The following is a 20,737-nucleotide window of genomic DNA, read 5'->3' on the forward strand; positions in this document are numbered from 1 at the left end:
TGATTTAGCCTTAGGATCTATCGATATATTAGTACATGATCTGTGGATTTTATAGCTGAAATACAGTTCTGCTTATGGGGTATAATGATCGGAATTCGGATACGAAACGGAGATGGATTTGATGGATAGTGCCGGGGTGTTTTTCGCCTTGGGAGCGTCCCTGTGTTGGGGGACCGTTCCGGTTATATATAAGCTTGGAATGGGCAAGGTCCTGATGGAAAAGATGAACGCCATAAGGTCTTTCGGGTTTCTAGCCAGTTCTCTGATAATATATCGGCTCGCCGGAGAAAGTTCCATGGGAGGCGCTGGCTGGGTCGTCTTGGTGGGGCTGGGGCTGGCGGTGCTTCTGGCCAACGTAGCAGGGGATCTGCTCTTTTTCATAGGTATCGACGCGGTAGGGGTTGGAAAGGCCACCGCCGTGACCTGTAGCTACCCTCTCTTCGTGACGGTCATATCGGTGCTTCTACTGGGGGAGTCGGTTACCTTGACGGCCATTTCCGCCACAGTCGCCGTCATAGTCGGACTCGTCCTTCTTCGAAGCCGTTCCGTAGGACAGGAGGGGGGATCGGGGGCCATCTTCAAGGGGGTTTTAGCCTCTTTAGGAGCCGCATTCCTCTGGGGTGGAAGCCTGGTCGTGACCAGGTGGGCGGTTCTGGAAAGCGATCTTGGGCCGGCGGCCCTAAATCTGTGGAGGGCGATCTTCTTCCTCCCCATTGCCTGGGGATGGTGGGGGTGTCGATATCTCTCCATGGAGAAGGCCGATCGCCCCGATCTCTTCAGGACAGATTCCAAAAGTTGGGTAGCTTTGGTGATAGCCGGAGCTTTGGCCCTCTCGGTAGGTGGTTTTTTCATCACCAGGGCGATGATGCTTGCTCCTGCCTCTTTGGTAAGTCCCATAGCGGCCACCAGCCCTCTGATAGCCACCATATGGGGCAGGTTGCTCTTCTCCGAGAGGCTGTCTCCCTCTCAGATCCTCGGTGTGTTTTTGATCATAGCGGGCTCCGTGGCCATAAGCCTCTAGTTTCCCGTCCTCCAGCAGGCAACCATCCTGCCATTCCCCATGTCCTTCATAGGAGGGGTCTTCTCGCAGACGTACATGGCTTCAGGGCAGCCTTTTCTAAACGGACAGCCGCTGGGGGATGGGGTCCTGTCCTTCGACGTCCGCAGCACCATCTTCTCGTTCAAACTCGGCATGGCTCCGTAAAGCGCCTTGGTGTAGGGATGGATCTGCTCGGATACGATATCGTCGGAATTCCCCGTCTCGCATAGCGATCCTCCGAAAAAAATCGCTGTCTTCTGGGCTATGGATCGTGCCAGGAGGAGGTCGTGGGTGACGAAGATCAGAGACATACCGCGGTCCACCCTTTCTCGGAGTAACCTTATGACTTTGTCTCTCGTGGATATGTCCTGCATGCTGGTAGGTTCGTCGGCCAGAAGCAGTTCCGGGTTGTTGATTAGGGCTCTAGCTACCGCTATTCTCTGTCTCTGTCCTCCTGACAGCCCTTTTTTAACCTTTCGGTTCCCCAGGTTTTTCGAGTTCAGTCCCAGCCGCTCCATCAGTTCGACGGCGTATTTTTTACCGGCTTCTTTGTCGTTTTTAGGGTGAAGAAGATCCCAGGGCTCTCTGACTGTATCCAGGGCGGAGAGGCCCGGCGGAAGTCCTCCATATACGTCTTGAGGAATGAACCCGCACCTTCTCCTGACGGCGATTGTCCCCTTTTTGTCCAGTTCGGAGATGTCTTCTCCGAATAGAGAGATCGCTCCGGAGGACGGAGGCTGGAGTCCCAGGATGGCCCTCACCAAGGTGGTCTTTCCGCACCCCGACTCTCCGACTACGGCCAGAGACTCTCCCCGTCCCAATTTTATGGAGAGTGGTCTGAGAGCTCTCACCGATTTATCCCTGCCTCGGTAGACGACCTCAAGTTCGTCGGTCTCCAATATAACGTCTTTCATCGTTCCATCTCCTCCTGAGCTCTCAAAAGGGATTTCGTGTGTTCGTCGGTGGGATGGCTCAGGATTTCCTCGACCGTTCCGTGGTCTACCAGTTTCCCGTGACGTAAGACCGCTATTGAGTCACATATCGACGATGCCAGGGCTATATCGTGGGTCACCAGTACCATGCCCATGTTTCTCTTCTTGACGGCTCTTCTCAGAAGCGATATCACTTCTGCCTGGGTTATGACGTCCAGAGCCGTGGTCGGTTCGTCCGCCAGGAGGAAATAAGGAGCACAGGCCAGGGCCGTAGCTATGGCCGCCCTCTGTTTTTGCCCTCCCGACAGCTCGTGAGGGTATCTCTCGTAGGCGTCTTCAGGTAGCCCCACCTCGGACAGCAGCCTTCGGACTTCCTTCGAGGATTCGCCGATAGGTATGTCCGAGTGCTCCAGCAGGACCTCGGCGATCTGATATCCCACAGTCAATACCGGTGTGAAACCGTTCATCGCTCCCTGAGGGACCAAGGAGATCCTGTCCCATCTGAAAAGACGCATTTCCTCCTCGTCCAGTGAAAGCAGGTCCTGTCCCTCCGATGTGATGGTCCCTTTAACGAAGGTCCCTTTCGGCAGGAGCCTCAATATGGCCATCAAAAGGGTGCTTTTCCCGCTTCCCGATTCTCCTACCAACCCCAGTATCTCCCCCATCCTGAGGGATAGAGACACGTCGTCCAGGGCAGGAGGGGAGGACGGAGGTGAATTGGGGTATCTGACGCTGAGGTTGGATAGGTTTACCATCATGGCGAACCCTCCTCGGATATTTTTCCGAAATCCAGGAATATAAGACAGACTAGGACTATGCCGAGCCCGGGAGGCAGGAGGAGCCACCATGCTCCGGCGGAAAAGGCTCCGAAGCTGTGGGCCTCGTGGAGCATCCTTCCCCATGAGATCACACGGGGATCGGAAAGCCCCAGAAAGGATAACCCCGCCTCGGCCAATATGGCGCCCGGGACCCCTAGGGCTACGTTTGCGGCCATTATAGGCATCGTCTCCGGCAGTATATGTCTTCTCAGTATATAGCCCGTCGGAGCTCCTAGAGCTCTCAGCCCCTCCACGAAGGGAGATTCCCTCAACGACAAAACCTGGGCCCTGACCGTACGGGCCGTGCCCATCCATGAAAACAGAGAGAGTATGACGATCATCTGTATCAAGCCCTTTCCCCACAGGGAAGCGAGTACCATGAGTATAGGAAGGGTCGGTATGGCCATGAATAGGTCGACTACCCTCATGATAGCCCCGTCTATCCAGCCTCCCCTGTATCCGCTGATCATCCCCACCGTCAAACCAAGGATCGAGGCTATGGCCGTGGTGGCCAGTCCTACCACGAGGGACACCTTGATGCCGAGAAGGAACAGCAGAAAAACGTCCCTTCCCCTTTGATCTGTGCCTAAAAGTCCCCATCTCTCTCCAGGGAGGTGGAGGGTCAGATCGGAGGAGATTGGGGCTCCTGTGATCTCGGCTCGATACGCCCCCTCTCTCGGAAACAGATGCTCCATCGGATCGTCGAAGGGGGACATGCCCAGGTTCAACTTGAACGACATGTCTCGGTCGTCCAGGTCGATCTCGTTTTTTCCTCCTGACAGGTCGATCAGTTTTAATGGGCTCTCGGGGGTTTCCCATATGATTTCTCCGGAACACTTATCCGGCAGGACAACCGTGCCGGATAATCTGAATCCTCCCGGGGGTTGACTAGCCCATTCTATCTGTCCCGATCTTTTTCCATCGATATCCAACGTCATGCTGGGCGGAAGATCTCCGTCTATCCATAGAGGTTTCGAGAAGGGTGGGGCTACGGAGTCCACCGATAGGTTCATCACTGTAGGTCCTAAAAATCCCATGATCGACAATCCCGCCAGAGCCCAGAGGCTCCATCTTCCAGTTATCTTGATGTTCATTTAATGGTCCTCCCCAGCCTTACCCTGGGATCCACCAGTTCATATGCGGCGTCGGCCAAGAGGTTGGAACCCACCGTAATCAAAGACAGCAGGTAGAAAGCGGCACCGGCGGAGGGGTAATCGTGTCCGATCACCGATTGCAGCAGGAAGGCTCCTATGCCGTGAAGGGAGAACACCGCTTCGGTTATCACCGCCCCTGATACCAGTGATGGCATGGACATCAGAAGTATCGTCAGGATCGGCGGCAGTATGGATCGGAAGGCGTGTCGCCATATTATCCTCTTTTCGGACAGCCCTCTCGCTTTGGCCATCAGGATGAAGTCCTCCTCTAAAACCCGAACCATCAGGTTCCTGGCGTATAGAGCCCATCCCCCGAATCCCAGGAGAATGAGGGAACCGGCGGGAAGGACGAGGTGCCAGAGGTAATCGATCAGAATCTGGAGGGGCTCCGTCGGCGGTGGAACCGACACCGATCCTCTGAGGGGAAATAGAGGAAGGCCGTAGGCCAGGGCCATCAAGAGCACCATCTGTACGAAAAAGGAGGGAAAGGAAAAGGACAGTGCGCTCCCCCATAGGACCAGTTTCTCCGTCCATCTGCCTTTTCTCGTCGCGGCCTTTACCCCCAGCCATATTCCAGATGCGGCGGAACCTAGAACGGCGATTCCCATGAGCGCTATCGTGTTGGGAAGCCTGGAGGCGATTTCCCCCCACACCGGCTTTCTCGATATGAAGGAAATCCCGAAGTCCAACGTCAGGGTTCTTTTAGCGTAGGTCAGAAATTGACTCCACAGAGGACGATCCAGACCGTACAATTCCTTCAATTTATCCTTGGCCTCGGGTGAAAAGCCGGGGTCGACGATGGACGATACAGGATCGCCCGGCATAATCCTGAACAGGAGAAAGTTCAGGGCGAGGACCGCCAGCATTATCGCTGCGGCCCCCGCAAGTCTCCTGATCCAATATCCTTCGCCGACTGATGGACTCAACGGCGGTACCTCCTGTAATGTTCGTTCGAAGAGAATCTAACGAACTCACCGGGCCTGTAGTCCTTTAGAATGAAGGGCCCCGAGCCGATGAGTCCCCCGTCCTCCATTGGCTGCCAGCTTTTCCAGTCGTCTATCTTTCTCAGAACTTTAGCAGGGAGAACCGGAAGTCCCGCTATATGGTGAAAGTGCCAGTAGCTGATCGAGTCCATCGTAACAGTCAAGGTCGATTCGTTCGGGGTCTCCACCGCCATAAGATCCGATACATTGTCGAAGAACCGTGGAATCTCGTTTTCCGCGATATATCGGATAGTCTCCGCCGGATCGGAGGAGGTCAGAGGCGAGCCGTCCTGCCAGAGGAGCCCTTCCTTCAATTTGAAGGTTATCCTGGTCACCTCGCCGCCGTCGATCGTTACAGTCTCGACCTTCCAGGACTTGGCTAATCCCGGTCGGTCTCCCAGAGTCGTAGGATCTACCTCAATGAGGGAGTCGTATATCAACCCCAGGACCTTCCACGCCGTGGCACTGGAGGATGTGAAGGGGTTGAGGGCTCTGGGATCGTCCTCCAGGGCCATCTTGAACCGATCGTGTCCGTCTCTGTGGGCCGACAGAAGGGTCCATATGGAGTTTACCGAGGTTGCGGCGGTAGCGACAGTTCCGGACCACCCCTTGCCTACGGCTCCTACAGACGAACGACTGTATATGGGAACGACCGGTACCAGGTCGGAAAGGAGTTTCTGGGATTGGTGAGCTGCCGCCATAGCTGATTCCTCATCTGGTGCGTAGCGCAGCCTTTCGAGAGCTTCGTCCAGAATGGAAGATCGGACGCCGGGGAGATTGTATCCTCCTGGGACGTCCATCGACGAGTGATACAGAGAGTAGAGAACGTCGGGATCCCTGGTCAAACTCCATGCCATGATGTAGCAGTCGAAGTTTCTGGCGTCGAGCCTCGCCAGCATGGTGGAGAAGTCCATCGGTTCCGCCTTCGTAGGTATACCCAGAGCGGTCATTTCGTCGGCTATGCGGGATGCCAGTTCCGCCGTGGTGGGAGCCGAGTTTGCCGTGGGGGATAGTATGGATACTGGCTTCAGAGGCTCTGAGGATTCGGGGGGTATTAACACCCCTTCGTCGTTCCAGCTCCAACCGGATGCCCTAAGCATCTCTCTGGCTTTCTCCCTATCGTATTTCGGTTGGGATATCTCGGGGTCGTGATAGGGAGACACAGGAGGTAGGTATGAATACAGCGGCTCGGAAAAACCTCCGAAGAGCTCTCGTACCAACCTTCCTCTGGGAATGATCGTGTTTATAGCCCGTCGAAGCTCGACCCTGTTCCATGGATTTCTTCGGAGGTTCATCCCCATAGACAAAGCGTGAAAGCTTTTGGCCATGGACATCGAGATCCTGTCGTCGGCTTTTGAGAGCCTGTCTATTATCGCAGGGCTGGCTATGTCTCCTACCAGGTCGACTTCACCTTTCTCCAAGGCCAGAGCCCTGGCGTCGGGGTCCTTGATCACCACCATGTAGAGTTCGTCTATCGATGGTCCCTGGATTTTATCCGGATCGACAGAGGCGTTGGCGATTTGGGGCAGCACCGTTGCGGCAATTATAAGGACTAAAAGGCATCTTTTTTTCAAGACTTGCGTCCTCCTTTCTCTACTTTCTTTCCCCTCCGATTTTTCTGGCCCAGTAGACGAAGGGAGTATCGCAGGCTGCGACTATGAATTTCAACACATAGGTGGATAGGACGATCTCTCCCAGAACCCCTGTCGGGACCGTCCCATAGAATGCCACCAGTGTAAATATGACGCTGTCCAGCGCCTGGGAGACCATGGTGGAAAGGTTGTTCCTGAGCCACAGTAGACGGCCTCCAGTGCGTTCTTTCCACCAGTGGAAAGCCCATACGTCGTGGAGCTGGGAGGCTCCGTAGGCCATAAACGAGGCCAGAGCGAGTCTGGGCATCAGCTTGAATATCGTCTCCAGTGCCCCTTGGGCGAAATCGTCCGGATGAGGGTTGAACCACAGGGCCAGGTTCATTATTACCGTCATTGCTATCAAGGAGAAGAATCCGATGTAGACCGCCTGTTTGGCGTCCTCCTTGCCGTGGTTTTCCGACAAGATGTCGGTGACCAAAAAGGCCGATGCATAGACTATGTTGCCAAGGGTCGATGTTATACCGAAAAGGGATACCATCTTGACTACCTGAATGTTGGCCAATATGACCGATACCGGAATCCAGCACAGCAAGCCCTGTTTTCCCCAAAGTCTGTAGATGGCCATTATGCATCCGAAGTTCAGAAGCATCATGGCGAACCATAAAATTTCGTTTGACACGTAAAGATTCCTCCCTGTCGTCGATTCGAATTATGTCGCTCATTTTAACCCATAAAGACGATACGGTCTCTTCTCGGTATGTCCTTGATATTGCTTAGAAACATAAAAACGAACGTTATGTTACAAAATCCCTACATATAGGAACAGTTCTATACAAATAATTGACCTAAACGGTCCTGCTCGTTAAAATTTTTCACGGTGAATGCGTGGTATCCAAGTATCGACCCCGTCGCGTTCTTGGCGGGTATTTTTGTTCGGGAGGGTGTTTTTATGTCCGTGAGAAACGTTTTCAAGAGGGCGGGAGTTGCCGCAGGGGCTTTGGCTGTTTCGGCAGTTCTCGTAGGATCCGCCTTCGGATGTACCGCTATGATGGCGGGAAAGAAGGCCACCGTGGATGGATCCACCATGGTCAGTCACACGGCCGATGGATGGTACGATCATAGGCTTCAGATAATCCCCGGTCGTAAATGGGATAATGGAGCCACCGCTCCGGTTTACAAAAACCTATGTTATCAGACGATACCTATCAAACCTCTGAACAAAGTAGGCGAGATACCTCAGGTCGAGGAGACCTACACCTACTTCAACGTGGGATATCCCTTCATGAACGAGCATAAACTCATGATAGGCGAGGCCACCTGGGGTGGTCGCGAGGAGCTCTACTGCGACAACGGCTGGATGATGATCGAGATGCTGGAGGTCTTTGCGCTCCAGAGAGCCAAGACCGCCAGGGAAGCCATAACTGTCATGGGCTCTCTTGCCGAGAAATACGGTTACGGAGACGCTGGCGAGGGACTCTGTATAGCCGACGGAGACGAGGTTTGGCTTTTCGAGATCGCCGGACCGGGCCCTCTCTGGACCTCCGACAGCGGTAAGTCCGGTGCCGTGTGGGTAGCAGCCAGGATTCCAGACGACGAGGTCAGTGTAATCGCCAACCGTTCCAGAATAGGCAGAGTCGACTTCGATGACGACGAGAACTACATGTACTCCTCCAACGTCAAGACCTTTGCCAAGGAGATGGGATGGTGGAAGGAAGGGGAGGAGTTCCTCTTCAACAAGGCCTACATGCCAGCTGAGGACTACGCTTATTCTCCTGTGTGTAGCCGCAGGGAGTGGAGGGTGCTTGATCTGATGGCGCCTTCACTGGAGCTCAAGTCCACCGGGGCCCAGTACCCCCTTTCGGTCAAGCCGGACAGAAAAGTTTCCGCCGAGGATCTTATGACCATAAACAGAGATCATTATCAAGGAACCCCCTATGATCTTGCCAAAACCAAGGCCGGAGGCCCCTTCGAGTGTCCCGTGCTCTACAGGCCAAACAGGGATCAGAAGCCCGAGGGAACCGAGCACACCTACTGGGAGAGGAACATCAGCATTTTCCGTTGCTCCTACAGTCACGTAGCCCAATCCTGGAGCGATCTTCCCGATCCGGTGGGAGGGGTGCTATGGTTCGGTTTGGATCAGCCTCTCACCACGGTCTACGTGCCTGTGTTTTGCGGCGTGACCGAGGTTCCCGAGAGCTGGGCGACCGGTATGCGTCACAAGATGGATCGCAACAGCGCCTGGTGGGCCTTCAACTTCGTGTCCAACTGGGCCACGATCAAGTGGAACTACATGATCGTGGATATTGCGGCCGAGCAGGAGAAGTTCGAAAGCCGTTTCCTTGCCGAAGTGCCCAAACTCAGGGACGAGGCGGCCAAAGTCTACGGTAAGGATCCCTCCAAGGCCGTCTCCATGGTGACCGACTATACCGAAGAAGCCATGGAGGAAGTGGAGGCCAGGTGGTGGGTGCTCGGAGACGAGTTGGTCGGTAAATACAGCGACGGTTACGTAATGACCGACGAAGGTTCCCAGGAAGGAGCTGGCTATCCTACCTGGTGGTTGAAGGACGTTGGATTCGGATCCACGTCCAATCCCTCCGATCCTAAGTAAAAATTGTTTTTTATTGAGCTCTAGACGAGAGGAGGAGGGACTCTTCAGCCCTTTCTCCTGTCGTCATTTTCTCTTCATCCTGAAATAGCCACCTAAACAGCTTTTTACGTCGAAAACTGTTACGAAGGCCAGGTGCTTGATCATTCTGGTTATCTCCGGGATGTCCTTTCTGTTGCATATTATCTTGATTATATATCTGGGGCCGTTCTTCCCCTCACCTCTTATCATCGTAGTGCCGAAACCTCTGTCTCTGAGGTCGTCTACGACTTTCAATGTCTCGTCGCTACATGGCGCCATCGCCTCCAGCATCGTGTAGCCTTTCATGAACTTGTCCTCCATAAAGGCCCCTACATAGTTTCCGAAGGCGTATCCCGTGCAGTAGGCCAGTAGTTCCATGGTCTTGAGGGTGCGACCGCCTCCAAGTATGTGACTCAGCACCGCCATATATATCATGATCTCGAAGAAGCCTATCATGGTGGCGGCTATCTTATGTCCTCTCACCAACTGTAAAATTCTGAACGTGCCGAGGCTAACGTCGGTTACTCTGGCTAAGAATATCATTGTCATGCTGAGCAGAAGAGCGGTGTCGATCAATGAAATCACGGTCCTTTCTAGTGTCTTTTTTGGGTTTCCCTGTGCTATGCTTAGTCGTGAGATAAAGCTTCGATACGGAGGCATTTCAGCCTGCGTAAATACATTTTCGGGAGGTCTTTTATATGAAAAGATGCACCGTCCGAGTTGGGAAGCTATTTTTTGTCCTGATGGCGATAATGGCCTTTTCCATGCCATCTTGGGGTAAGGATGGAACCGCCACTATAGTGGGTTTCAACGATATGCACGGGAAGATATTCTCCTACGAAGCCACGGTAAAGGTTGACGGCGAAAAGGTCAAGGAAGACGTTGGAGGAATAGCCAGAATAGCCTCGGTTATAAGGGAGATAAAATCTCAATCTCCCGGGAACGTTGTCGTGGCTCAGATGGGTGATACGGTTGAAGGTCCGCTTTTCTTCTTCTTTCACGGAAAAGCTGAGTTGGCAGGGATAGATGCTATACCGGTAGACGTGGGGATTCCTGGCAATCACGAATTCGATCTGGGAGCCGATGTGTTCGGCCAGTTCGTCCGGACCGCCTCCTTCCCTTTGATATGTGCCAATCTGGAGACATCCAGAGACGACTGCGAGTTGTCGTCCACCTGGACTATCACTCTGGAAAACGGTGTTAAGGTAGGTTTTTTTGGCCTGCTTTGTACTGAATTGGCTTCCCTCACCACTCCCGGTCCGGATATAGCGGCTGGTCAGGATCTGATCGCCGTTTCCGAAAAATGCGTTGAGGACCTTCGAGAACGGGGATGTGATGTAATTGTAGCTTTAACTCACGTGGGAATCGATTCCGATAGAAAATTGGCCGAATCCGTTTCGGGAATACATGCCATCTTAGGAGGACACAGTCATACCGTTATGGAATCTCCTGAGGTAGTGGAAGGTCCTGACGGATGGAAAACCATGATAGGACAGGCCGGTGCCATGGCGAGATACGTCGGTTCTATGACGGTAACGGTCAAGGAAGGAAAACTCGATACAGAAAAATCGAGTTGGAAGCTGATCGAGATGCGCCAGTCTGTTCCCAAGGCCCAGGATATAGAGATTGCTATAAAGCCTTACGGAGATGAACTAAAGAAGAATCTTAGCAAAAAGGTCGGAACTTTCGTTTCCGATATGGATGCCACCAAACTGGTGGTTAGAGGGCGAGAATCCGCATTGGGAGACTATCTGGCCGACGGACTTCGTCGGAAGGCCGGAACAGACGTGGCATTCGTGAACGGTGGAGGGATCAGAGGAGACAGGGTATTTCCTGCCGGAGAGATATCCTACAACACGATAATGGAGATCTTCCCTTGGGGTAATACTATGCAAACCTTTTCCTTCACCGGAGCGGAGCTGCGGGAAGTGATGGAAATATCCGCCTCGGCTCTCAAGGGAACGGGCGATGAATACGATCCGGCTGTGAGAGCCCCTAGCGGAGCGTTTCTACAGATTTCCGGTCTGAAGGTGGTCCTCGATCTCACCAAGGCCCCTGCACTGATAGACAACGATTCCAAGTTGCTTCGTCCGGGAGCCCGGGTGCTATCCATGGAGATAGAGAGGGCAGGGGAAGTTTTCCCTATTGAAGATGACAAAATATACACCGTCGCCACCTATTCCTGGACCGGAGGGGGAGGGGATAAATATTATCCCTTTGCTCGTAAAAAAGCCGTCGAATCCTACGTTACCGACTCGGACGTTTTGGCTGAGACCATAAGACACACCGCGGGGATAGTGGAAAAATCCAAGGACGGGCGCATTGTGGTGAAAAAATGAAGTTAAGATTTTAGGTTTAAGGGTTTTCTGAAGTAGCTTTGGTCTTTAAGCAGGTGTGCCATCGATGGCGCACTTGCTTTTTTTTGCGTCCTGTTGTAGGATGTTCTGAACTTAAAATCATAGCTTGGTTTTTTAAGAAACCTTAGTTTTGTGGAGGTGCCTATGTATCAGGTCGCTTTAAGTCTGTCAGATGGAGCTTCGAAGAGTTGCCTTTCGACGATCGATGGAGTCGATATCGAGGGGGAGCTCGTATTCACCACCGCCTATCCGGGATACTCTCAGTCCATCACAGATCCTTCCTATCACGGTCAGATTTTGGTGTTCGCCTTCCCCTGTATAGGAATATACGGACTGGATCAAGTGGATTTTCAGAGTTCCAGACCTTGGGTTAAGGCCGTGGTCGTCCAGAGACTTCAGGATACGGAGGGGACTTTGGAAAAATGGTTGGCCGAATGGGGTGTTCCCATTATAACCGGGCTAGACTGTAGGTCTTTGGTCTTGAAGTTGAGGGAAATAGACACTCCGATGGCCAGAATATCCAAGACGGGAGAGCCCCCTGTCGTCGATACTTTGGGGGCGGGCCTCGTTTCTGAAGTCTCCTCTTCGGCGGTGCGAAATTATGGAGCCGGTACCCTCTCCGTGGCCTTGATCGACTACGGCACGAAGATGGATATAGTCAGGCGTTTGGTCGACAGAGGGTGTTCCGTGACCCTTTTGCCTCATTCAGCCGCCCCTCGTCTCGTACTTGATGGGGATTTCAACGGAGTCCTGCTCAGCAACGGCCCCGGCGATCCATCCCTTTTGTCCGAAGAGATAGGCGTTGTGAGAGAGCTGTTGGGAAAAATTCCTATCCTAGGTATCTGTCTCGGTTGTCAGATATTGGCTTTGGCCTGCGGTGCCGAGACCGTCAGGCTGCCCTACGGACACAGGGGAGGAAATCACCCGGTTTTGGATCTTCATACCGGCAGAGCCATGGTGACCAGCCAGAATCATGGTTACGCCATAGATGAGTCCAGTTTGAAAGATACAGGTCTGGACATTTCCTTCCGTCATCTTTCCGATGGAACCGTGGAGGGAATCTCCGATCCCGCTCTCCGCATTTCCGGGGTACAGTTCCATCCGGAGGCGGGGGCCGGGCCTCTGGATGGACTCTGGATATTCGACGACTTCGTAGACACCCTGAGGAGGATTTGATCGATGGACCTTATCGAGAAAATACTGGTTATAGGTTCGGGACCCATAAGGATAGGACAGGCCGCCGAGTTCGATTATTCCGGGAGTCAGGCCTGTCGAGCTCTGAAGGAGGAGGGATACGGCACGATCCTGCTGAACAGCAATCCCGCCACCATCCAGACCGATACGTCTTTGGCCGACATGGTCTATCTACGTCCTCTTACGGTGGAGTCGGTGGAGGAAATTCTCACGGCTCATAAGATCTACGGCGTTGTCGCTACCTTGGGAGGACAGACCGGCCTGAACCTCTGTGTGAGTTGTCAGGATATGGGCCTCTGGGACCGTTACGGTGTGAGAGTGTTGGGTACCTCTGTGACGTCCATCCTGAAGGCGGAGGGACGGGAGTCCTTTAGAGACTGTGTTAGCTCCATAGGGGAGCCGGTGGTGGAAAGCGCCTACGTGGGATCGGTGGAAGAGGCCCTGGCCTTCGCGGAAGATACGCCCTTTCCCATGGTGGTAAGGCCCGATTTTACCTTGGGAGGAACCGGCGGAGGAGTGGCATGGGACGAGCCTTCGTTGAAAAGGATAGTCGTGGAGGGACTTAAGGCGTCTCCGGTATCCAAGGTCCTGGTGGAGAGGTATCTTAAGGGATGGCGGGAGATAGAGGTAGAGGTCGTTCGGGACGGATCGGGAAATTCCCTGGCAGTCTGTGGTATGGAGAACGTCGATCCCATGGGGGTGCATACCGGAGATTCGGTCGTGGTATCCCCGGTCCTGTCTCTTAGCGACAGGATCTGGCAGACCCTGCGCTATTCGGCCCTCAGGATCGTGGATTCCCTTGACGTAAGGGGAGCCTGTAACGTTCAGTTCGGATTAGCTCCCGATGGAGATGAATACGTCGTCATAGAGGTCAACCCGAGGGCCAGTAGATCCAGTGCCCTGGCCAGCAAGGCGACGGGATATCCCATCGCCAGGATAGCCGCGAAAATCGCCCTGGGGCGTTCCTTGAGTGAGATGCCAAACCCTGTGACCGGCACGGGGAGCGCTATGACAGAACCGGCACTGGACTACGTTGTGGTAAAGGTTCCACGTTTTCCCTTCGATACCTTCGACACGAAGGACCGATCCCTAGGGACCAAGATGAAGGCTACCGGAGAGGTCCTGGAGATGGGGCTTAGCTTCTCCGAGGCTTGGATGAAAGCCATGAGATCCTTGGGAACCGAGCCCTGGCGTTCCTCCGTCGACGGGGCATGTCTGTCCGACGAAGAGTTACAGGGAGATCTGACGATCCCTACCGACAGAGCGATGCTTTCCTCCATGGAGCTTTTCAGAAGAGGCTATTCGACGGATCGTTTGGCACGGAGGTCCTCTATCGCTCCTTGCTTTTTGAATTTTCTCGAGGAGATCGTATCCATGGAAAGAGCCATCTCCTCTGGAGGGCGGCTGGACGAATTCGTCTTGAGAAAGGCCAAGTCCATGGGGTTTTCCGACAGGGCCGTCGCCTACTGGGCCGGAGTAGAAGAGGGAGATGTCAGGGATCTTCGGAGGACGATGGGGATCGTTCCGGGATATCGTGAGGTCGACGGTTGCGCCGGAGAGTTCCCCGCCGGGTCCGGTTTCTGGTACGGTAGCTACTCCGCCGAAGGAGATGTCTTTTCCGCCCCTTCAGGCAGATCTGTGGCGGTCCTCGGTTCCGGTTCCATAAGGATAGGGCAGGGGGTCGAGTTCGATTACTGTTGCGTGAAGGCTGTTGAGGCCCTTAGACGGCGGGGGATCCGGGCGATTATGGTGAACGATAACCCCGAGACGGTGAGCACCGATCACGATATCTCCGACGGACTCTACGTAGAGCCATTGACTGCCGAGGACGTCGAAGCGTTGCTCGATAGGGAGGGGATCTCCTCTGTATTCGCTTCCTTCGGCGGGCAGACTTCGCTGAAGGTAGGGCTGGATCTGGAGGCCAGAGGTAATGAGCTTATAGGAATCTCAGGCGATACGGTGGTTCAGGCCGAGGATAGAGGTGCTTTCGTATCCTTGCTAGACAGGCTGTCCATTCCCTATCCTAAAGGAATTGCAATACGAGACGTGAAGGAGGGGATGACCTGCGGCGATGACATCGGCTATCCTCTCATGGTTCGTCCCAGCTTCGTCATAGGAGGGGCGGCCATGAGAGTGGTCTACCGTCCTCAGGACTTGGGGGGGGTCCTGGAAAGGGCTTTTTCCGTCGATGCCGATCAGGAAGTTTTGATAGATCGATTCCTCACAGGCAAGGAATTCGAGGTGGACGTAATCTGTGACGGCGAAGACGTGTTCGTGCCGGGTATTTTCGAGCATCTGGATCCGGCCGGCATCCACTCGGGGGATTCCATGGCGGTGTTTCCCGATATCTCCTTGAACGAAGAGATGCGTTTGGAGATAGCGAATATCTGTGAATCTCTCGGGAAAGCGATGAACGTAAAAGGACTTTTGAACGTTCAAATGGTTCTTCACGGTGGTCGACTGTGGGTCATAGAGGCCAACCCCAGGGCAAGCCGAACTGTTCCCATAGCGGCGAAGCTCACGGGATTGCCCTTGGTGGATATAGCGGTAGGCGTGGGTTTGGGAGAGCCCCTTTCATCTTTCGTCGTTCCCGGAATTCATCGTCATCGAGGACCGATGGGGGTCAAGGTTCCGGTTTTCTCAACAGAGAAGATCCCAGGGGCAGAGGTGAGACCCGGCCCGAGGATGAGCTCTACCGGGGAGTCTCTGGGATTGGGCGAGTCTTTAAGCGAGGCCCTGAGAGAGGCCTGGGTCGGTGCCGGGTGGTCCGTCCCCCGTAAAGGCAGAGTCCTCTTCTCCGTGGACGACGGCAAAAAGGCGGAGGCCTGCGCCATTGCGGCTCTTTTCGAATCCAAGGGATGGGAGGTGGAGGGAACTCCTGGGACCGCTTCCTTCCTCTCCAGATGGGGGGTGGACTGCCGTTCTGTCGTTAAAGAGGATGGACTGTCGGCTTCCTTGAACGATGGACGATGGGATCTGATAGTAAACATTCCGGGGCCCGATCTTGGCGCTATTAAAGAGGGAGCAGGGATAAGGAGAAATGCCATGGAAACGTCGACGCCCTGTCTTTTCTCGCTGGAGGCGGCGTCGGCTGTGGCGATGGCGTTAAACTTGACGTAGTTGGTAGGATATGCTAGTCTGACATCGCAATACAGTGGACTTTACGTCTATCTTCAGGAGGCGATGCCATGAACGGCAAAGTATATATGGATTATGCCGCCACCACCTTTGTCAGACCGGAGGTCGTGTCGGCCATGATGTCCTACCACTCGATTTCCTTTGAAAACCCTTCGTCGCTTTATAGCTACTCCAATGGTAACAGACGAGCTATAGAGGAAGCCAGAGAAGCGGTGGCTGACCTCATAGGAGCGTTGTCTGAGGAGATTTTCTTCACCGGCGGCGGTTCGGAGGCGGATAACTGGGCCCTTAAGGGGTTGGCTTTCTCTCAGGCTGGCAAAGATAAACGACACCTGATAACCACCGAGACCGAACACCATGCGGTGCTCCATTCCATGGAATTTCTGGAGAGGATGGGTTTTCGGGTTACTTACCTTCCCGTAGATTCGGAGGGATTCGTCCCCATCGATAAGTTGAAGGAGGCCATAAGAGACGACACCCTGTTGGTCTCGGTCGCGTTCGCCAACAACGAAATAGGCACCATTCAGGACGTAGAGGCGATCGTAGAGGTCTGTAGGGACAGAGGTGTACTGTTTCATACCGATGCGGTTCAGGCCGCGGCTCACGTGCCTATAGACGTGAAGTCTATGGGGATAGATATGCTTTCCATGGCGGCCCATAAATTCTACGGCCCCAAAGGTGTCGGGGCCCTTTACGTGAAAAAGGGGATACGATTGGAGAATCTCATACACGGTGGAGGTCAGGAGAGATCTAGACGGGCAGGTACGGAGAACGTAGCATCGATAGTCGGTATGGGAAAGGCCGCCTCCTTGGCCTCGGAGGAAATGGAGTTCGATTCCCTAGAGATCTGCAAACTTCGTGATCGTCTCATCGATGGAGTCATGTCCACCATACCTCATGCCAGGCTCAACGGTCCCGTGGGAGACAGACGTTTGCCCAACAACGCCAACTTCAGCTTCGTCGGAATTGAGGGAGAGACCCTTCTGTTGGACCTGGACGATGCCGGGATAGCCGTCTCTACCGGAAGCGCATGCGCGTCCGCCTCTCTCGATCCGTCTCACGTCCTAATGGCCATAGGCCTGTCTCACGAGATGGCCCACGGCTCTGTCAGGTTGACTCTGGGGCGGTCCAGCTCCGACGACGACGTGTCTCGAGTCCTGGAGGTCTTGCCCTACATCGTGGAGAGGAGAAGGGCGATGTCTCCTCTTTGGGACGACTACGTGGCCCGACGGGAGGTCCTGTGATGCTGTACAGCGAGATCGTGATGGATCATTTCAGAAATCCGAGAAACGTCGGGGAGATTGAGAATCCCGACGGGGTCGGAGAGGTAGGTAACGCCAAATGTGGCGACATAATGAAGATATATCTCAGGATAGAGGATGACGTCATAATCGACGTCAGGTTTAAGACCTTTGGATGTGCCTCCGCCATAGCTTCCTCCAGCATGGCTACCGAGATGATAAAGGGCAAATCCGTTCGGGAGGCCGCCGAGCTCACCAACAAAGCAGTGGCTCAGGCGTTGGACGGCTTGCCTCCGGTCAAGATGCACTGTTCTGTGCTGGCCGAGGAAGCCATAACAAAGGCTCTCAACGATTACCTGGGCAAAAAAGGGCGTCCACTGCTTCCCGAGAGAAACCAGAATCAGCTTGCCCACGATCACGGCAACCGATAGAGGGCTATAAAAAGAGGAGGAGGGGACCCCCTCCTCCTCTTTGCGTTCTATCTTTTCTTGAATCCCTTCAGGTAAAGCTCTCTTATCTCCGATATCAAGGGATATCTGGGGTTGTTACCGGTGCACTGGTCGTCGAAGGCCAGCTCGCTCAGTTCGTCCACCTTGGCCATGAAATCCGCTTCGTTGACCCCCGCCTCCTCAATGGTCGAGGGGAGATCGAGATCCTTTCGCAGCTTCTCTATGGCGGAGATGAGTGCCTCTATCTTGTCGTCGTAGCTCTTGCCCGACAGTCCTAGGTAATCGGCCACCTTTGCGTACCTTTCCTTGGCCTCAGGGTACTTGTACTGGGGGAACGCCGCCTGTTTCCTAGGTGCCGAGGTCATGTTGTATCTGATAACCTCGGTTATGAGTATCCCGTTGGCAACCCCGTGAGCCACATGGAAGGCCGAGCCCAGTTTATGGGACATCGAGTGACACAGTCCCAAGAAAGCGTTGGCGAAGGCCATCCCCGCCATCGTCGCAGCGTAGTGTACCTTTTCCCTGGCCTCGGGATTGGCGGCTCCGTCTCTGTAGGACGCCGGTAGGTAGGTGAAAAGGAGTTTCAGAGCCTCCATGGCTATGCCGTTGGTATAGTCGGTGGCGGTGGTGGCTACCAGTGCCTCCAGGGCGTGGGTAACTGCGTCTATCCCCGATGCCGCAGCCACTCCTCTAGGCATGGACAGAACCAGGTCCGGGTCCACTATGGCCATGTCCGGAGTGAGCTCGTAGTCCGCTATGGGGTATTTAACCCCTTCCTTGTCGTCGGTTATGACAGCGAAGGGAGTGACCTCCGAGCCGGTGCCGGAAGTCGTGGGGATTGCGACCATGATGGCCTTCTTCCCCATTTTAGGGAACTTGCAGACCCTTTTTCTTATGTCCATGAAACGCATGGACAGTCTGTCGAAACGGACCTCCGGATGCTCGTAGAGTAGCCACATGATCTTGGCCGCGTCTATAGGAGATCCTCCGCCGAGGGCCAATACCACGTCGGGGTTGAAATCCTTCAGCCTCTCCAATCCCTTCTGGATGGTGGAGATGTCTGGGTCGGGTTTGACGTCTGCGAAGATCTCGATCTCCATTCCCATGCTCTCCAGATGCTTGGTCACCTTGTCCGAGTAGCCCAGGTCGTACAGCGGGCGGTCCGTCACGAGAAACGCCTTTTTACGGCCTTCCAGCTCGTTCAACGATTCGGAAAGGCATCCGGGTTTGAAATAGACCTGGGAGGGGACGCGAAACCACAGCATATTCTCTCTTCTTTCCGCAACTGTCTTCAGGTTGATCAGATGACGGATTCCGACGTTTTCGCTGACGCTGTTGCCTCCCCAGGAACCGCATCCCAGAGTCAAAGAGGGCTCGAGGCGGAAGTTGTAGACGTCTCCTATGGCTCCCTGGGAACTGGGCATATTTATTAGAACCCTGCCGGTGGACATCTTTTCGCTGTAGGTCTTTATCCTGTCTCTGTTGCTGGGCTGGGTGTAGAGAACCGAAGTGTGTCCCATTCCTGCGAATATCACCAGTTTGGAGGCCTTTTCCACTGCGTCGGAGAAGTCTTTGGCCCTGTAGAGTCCCAGGACTGGGGATAGCTTCTCGTAGCTGAGGGGTTCGTCGGAGCCTATTTTTTCTGCCTCTCCTATCAGGACCTTGGTTGCCTCCGGAACCTTGAAACCCGAGAGCTCGGCTATCCTGTGGGCCGGTTGGCCGACTATGTCTACGTTCAGCTTTCCGTCCTGGATTATAGTTCTTCTCAGCTTTTCCCTCTGGTCGTCGTTAAGTATTATGGCACCTCTCTCGGTGAACTCTCTGTACACCTTATCGTATACGGCTTCACACACGATCACCGATTGCTCCGAGGCACATATCAGTCCGTTGTCGAAGGTCTTACTCAGAAGTATGGAGTTTACCGCCATTTTTATGTCGGCGGTCTCGTCTATCACAGCGGGGGTGTTCCCCGAGCCTACCCCTATGGCAGGCCTGCCAGACGAGTAGGCGGCCTTAACCATGCCGGGACCGCCGGTAGCGAGGGTCATGCTTATGGATCTATGGGACATGAGGTACTGGGATCCTTCGACGGAAGGTTCCTCTATGCAGGCAACAATGCCTTCCGGAGCTCCTGCCTTGACGGCGGCATCGTGTATCAATTTTGCCGTCATGACGGTACATTTCTTGGCTCTGGGGTGAGGGGAAAATACGATCCCGTTTCTGGTTTTCAATGCCAGCAACGCCTTGAATATGGCGGTGGAAGTCGGATTTGTCGTCGGGATTATTCCGGCCAGGACCCCCAGAGGTTCAGCTACCCTGAAGAAACCGTTGGTCTCGTCCTTTTCGACGATGCCGCAGGTCTTATGATTACGATACTTGTTGTATATGAATTCGGAGGCGAAATGATTCTTTATAACCTTGTCTTCCACTATGCCCATGCCGGTTTCATCCGAGGCCGCTTTGGCTAGGGGAATTCTGGCTTGGTTGGCCGCCATGGCCACCTGGAAGAAGATCTCGTCGACCTTTTCCTGACAGTATGTGGCGTATTTTTCCTGGGCCGCTTTGGTCCTGGATACCAGCTCATCGATCTCTCTCGGTATGTCTCTGACGGGTTTTTCGGTCGTCTTTGTGTCTTCTTGGATTTTTTTGGTGGCCATTTTGTAGAACCTCCTTGAAAAATATTATTAGGTAAAACAATAACTATCGCATAGCTTGATAGGTATTGTAATCACATTCACAAATAAGTCAAGGGAGATCCTTATGGGTCAGAAGAGACAGATTTTACCGATAAAGAGAGGTCGTTTTTTGCTGCTGCAGAATTGAATACAGAGAAAAGTTTGCCTTCGATTCTTTTAAGTGTATAATCGAAACAGATACGTAACCGAACCATATCATTTTTCAGTGAGGTGAATCGATTGAGCGTAGCTGAGACAAAGGCGCAAGCACGTTCGGCGGAAAACTCACGGTATGAGGCCTTCCGGGGTAAGAGGTTTCTGAAACGTAAGGTTCTGGTTCGAGAAAGACTTAAGCTGTTCGGATTCGAGGTCAACACCGAGGTAGGGCAGGAAGAAAGCGACGTCGATCGGCGGTAATTTGAGGATTGAAAAAGGGACCGGTTTTAACCGGTCCCTTTTTCAATCCTCGTGGTATACTCGCATTTTTATCGGTTTTATCATGGATGGGGTTGTAAATAAATTTGATAAGAGAGGTTTTC

The 20,737-nt window shown here is 53.8% G+C and carries 15 protein-coding genes; 7 read left to right on the forward strand and 8 right to left on the reverse strand.

Translation table 11 applies throughout. From position 1 onward, the window contains the following. Window positions 1-112 precede the first annotated feature (112 nt). Window positions 113-1,021: a DMT family transporter gene (locus L2W48_RS00955; protein WP_236097744.1), complete on the forward strand. Its 909-nt coding sequence runs from the start codon at window positions 113-115 to the stop codon at window positions 1,019-1,021. Here L2W48_RS00955 and L2W48_RS00960 read toward each other — a convergent pair. The 6 genes from L2W48_RS00960 to L2W48_RS00985 are packed head-to-tail and all read right to left on the reverse strand — an operon-like array spanning window position 1,018 to window position 7,197. Continuing rightward, a complete protein-coding gene (locus tag L2W48_RS00960) occupies window positions 1,018-1,953 on the reverse strand; it encodes an ABC transporter ATP-binding protein (RefSeq protein ID WP_236097746.1) in 936 nt (311 codons plus the stop codon). The genes L2W48_RS00955 and L2W48_RS00960 overlap by 4 nt on opposite strands. After that, window positions 1,950-2,729 carry an ABC transporter ATP-binding protein gene (locus L2W48_RS00965; RefSeq protein ID WP_236097747.1) on the reverse strand — a complete coding sequence of 260 codons (780 nt, stop codon included), beginning with the start codon at window positions 2,727-2,729 and terminating at the stop codon, window positions 1,950-1,952. Before L2W48_RS00965 ends, L2W48_RS00960 begins: the two co-directional genes overlap by 4 nt. Further along, window positions 2,726-3,883, reverse strand: coding sequence for an ABC transporter permease (locus L2W48_RS00970; RefSeq protein WP_236097748.1), 1,158 nt, complete (start codon window positions 3,881-3,883; stop codon window positions 2,726-2,728). Before L2W48_RS00970 ends, L2W48_RS00965 begins: the two co-directional genes overlap by 4 nt. Further along, on the reverse strand, window positions 3,880-4,869 hold the full coding sequence (locus L2W48_RS00975; RefSeq protein WP_236097751.1) for an ABC transporter permease: 990 nt from the start codon (window positions 4,867-4,869) through the stop codon (window positions 3,880-3,882). Before L2W48_RS00975 ends, L2W48_RS00970 begins: the two co-directional genes overlap by 4 nt. Continuing rightward, complete coding sequence (locus tag L2W48_RS00980; protein ID WP_236097752.1) at window positions 4,866-6,500, reverse strand: ABC transporter substrate-binding protein; 1,635 nt, start codon at window positions 6,498-6,500, stop codon at window positions 4,866-4,868. The genes L2W48_RS00975 and L2W48_RS00980 overlap by 4 nt, the downstream gene beginning before the upstream one ends. Window positions 6,501-6,519: 19 nt before the next feature. Beyond that, a complete protein-coding gene (locus L2W48_RS00985) occupies window positions 6,520-7,197 on the reverse strand; it encodes a queuosine precursor transporter (protein WP_236097760.1) in 678 nt (225 codons plus the stop codon). Between the two features lie 270 nt (window positions 7,198-7,467). Between L2W48_RS00985 and L2W48_RS00990 the strand changes: the two genes are divergently transcribed. Next, window positions 7,468-9,126, forward strand: coding sequence for a dipeptidase (locus L2W48_RS00990; RefSeq protein ID WP_236097762.1), 1,659 nt, complete (start codon window positions 7,468-7,470; stop codon window positions 9,124-9,126). A 63-nt stretch (window positions 9,127-9,189) separates the two neighbouring features. Here the strand turns inward: L2W48_RS00990 and L2W48_RS00995 are convergent, their stop codons facing one another. Beyond that, window positions 9,190-9,729 (reverse strand): DUF2179 domain-containing protein, encoded by a 540-nt coding sequence (locus tag L2W48_RS00995; RefSeq protein WP_236097763.1) that lies wholly within the window; start codon window positions 9,727-9,729, stop codon window positions 9,190-9,192. A gap of 113 nt (window positions 9,730-9,842) precedes the next feature. Here L2W48_RS00995 and L2W48_RS01000 point away from each other — a divergent pair, with 113 nt between their 5' ends. From L2W48_RS01000 to nifU, 5 genes are all read left to right on the forward strand, one after another. Beyond that, complete coding sequence (locus L2W48_RS01000; RefSeq protein ID WP_236097766.1) at window positions 9,843-11,483, forward strand: bifunctional metallophosphatase/5'-nucleotidase; 1,641 nt, start codon at window positions 9,843-9,845, stop codon at window positions 11,481-11,483. Between the two features lie 162 nt (window positions 11,484-11,645). Continuing rightward, window positions 11,646-12,677 carry a carbamoyl phosphate synthase small subunit gene (locus L2W48_RS01005; protein ID WP_236097768.1) on the forward strand — a complete coding sequence of 344 codons (1,032 nt, stop codon included), beginning with the start codon at window positions 11,646-11,648 and terminating at the stop codon, window positions 12,675-12,677. 3 nt (window positions 12,678-12,680) lie between these two features. Next, entirely contained in the window at window positions 12,681-15,815 is a 3,135-nt protein-coding gene (carB, locus tag L2W48_RS01010; protein ID WP_236097774.1) for a carbamoyl-phosphate synthase large subunit, read from the forward strand. Between the two features lie 68 nt (window positions 15,816-15,883). Continuing rightward, a complete protein-coding gene (gene nifS, locus L2W48_RS01015; RefSeq protein WP_236097775.1) occupies window positions 15,884-17,077 on the forward strand; it encodes a cysteine desulfurase NifS in 1,194 nt (397 codons plus the stop codon). Further along, complete coding sequence (nifU, locus tag L2W48_RS01020) at window positions 17,077-17,505, forward strand: Fe-S cluster assembly scaffold protein NifU (RefSeq protein WP_236097777.1); 429 nt, start codon at window positions 17,077-17,079, stop codon at window positions 17,503-17,505. Before nifS ends, nifU begins: the two co-directional genes overlap by 1 nt. 47 nt (window positions 17,506-17,552) lie before the next feature. Here nifU and adhE read toward each other — a convergent pair whose 3' ends face one another. Continuing rightward, window positions 17,553-20,180 carry a bifunctional acetaldehyde-CoA/alcohol dehydrogenase gene (gene adhE, locus L2W48_RS01025; RefSeq protein WP_236097781.1) on the reverse strand — a complete coding sequence of 876 codons (2,628 nt, stop codon included), beginning with the start codon at window positions 20,178-20,180 and terminating at the stop codon, window positions 17,553-17,555. Window positions 20,181-20,737: the final 557 nt, after the last annotated feature.

Source organism: Dethiosulfovibrio russensis, from assembly GCF_021568855.1.
In the GTDB taxonomy this organism is placed as follows: Bacteria; Synergistota; Synergistia; order Synergistales; family Dethiosulfovibrionaceae; genus Dethiosulfovibrio; species Dethiosulfovibrio russensis.

What these genes read in the sequence shown, in the direction of transcription:
- carB (WP_236097774.1), top strand. Translation starts at nt 12,681, where the DNA reads ATGGACCTTATCGAGAAAATACTGGTTATAGGTTCGGGACCCATAAGG.
- L2W48_RS01005 (WP_236097768.1), top strand. Translation starts at nt 11,646, where the DNA reads ATGTATCAGGTCGCTTTAAGTCTGTCAGATGGAGCTTCGAAGAGTTGC.
- L2W48_RS00965 (WP_236097747.1), bottom strand. Translation starts at nt 2,729, where the DNA reads ATGATGGTAAACCTATCCAACCTCAGCGTCAGATACCCCAATTCACCT.
- nifU (WP_236097777.1), top strand. Translation starts at nt 17,077, where the DNA reads ATGCTGTACAGCGAGATCGTGATGGATCATTTCAGAAATCCGAGAAAC.
- adhE (WP_236097781.1), bottom strand. Translation starts at nt 20,180, where the DNA reads ATGGCCACCAAAAAAATCCAAGAAGACACAAAGACGACCGAAAAACCC.
- L2W48_RS00960 (WP_236097746.1), bottom strand. Translation starts at nt 1,953, where the DNA reads ATGAAAGACGTTATATTGGAGACCGACGAACTTGAGGTCGTCTACCGA.
- L2W48_RS00970 (WP_236097748.1), bottom strand. Translation starts at nt 3,883, where the DNA reads ATGAACATCAAGATAACTGGAAGATGGAGCCTCTGGGCTCTGGCGGGA.
- L2W48_RS00990 (WP_236097762.1), top strand. Translation starts at nt 7,468, where the DNA reads ATGTCCGTGAGAAACGTTTTCAAGAGGGCGGGAGTTGCCGCAGGGGCT.
- L2W48_RS01000 (WP_236097766.1), top strand. Translation starts at nt 9,843, where the DNA reads ATGAAAAGATGCACCGTCCGAGTTGGGAAGCTATTTTTTGTCCTGATG.
- nifS (WP_236097775.1), top strand. Translation starts at nt 15,884, where the DNA reads ATGAACGGCAAAGTATATATGGATTATGCCGCCACCACCTTTGTCAGA.
- L2W48_RS00955 (WP_236097744.1), top strand. Translation starts at nt 113, where the DNA reads ATGGATTTGATGGATAGTGCCGGGGTGTTTTTCGCCTTGGGAGCGTCC.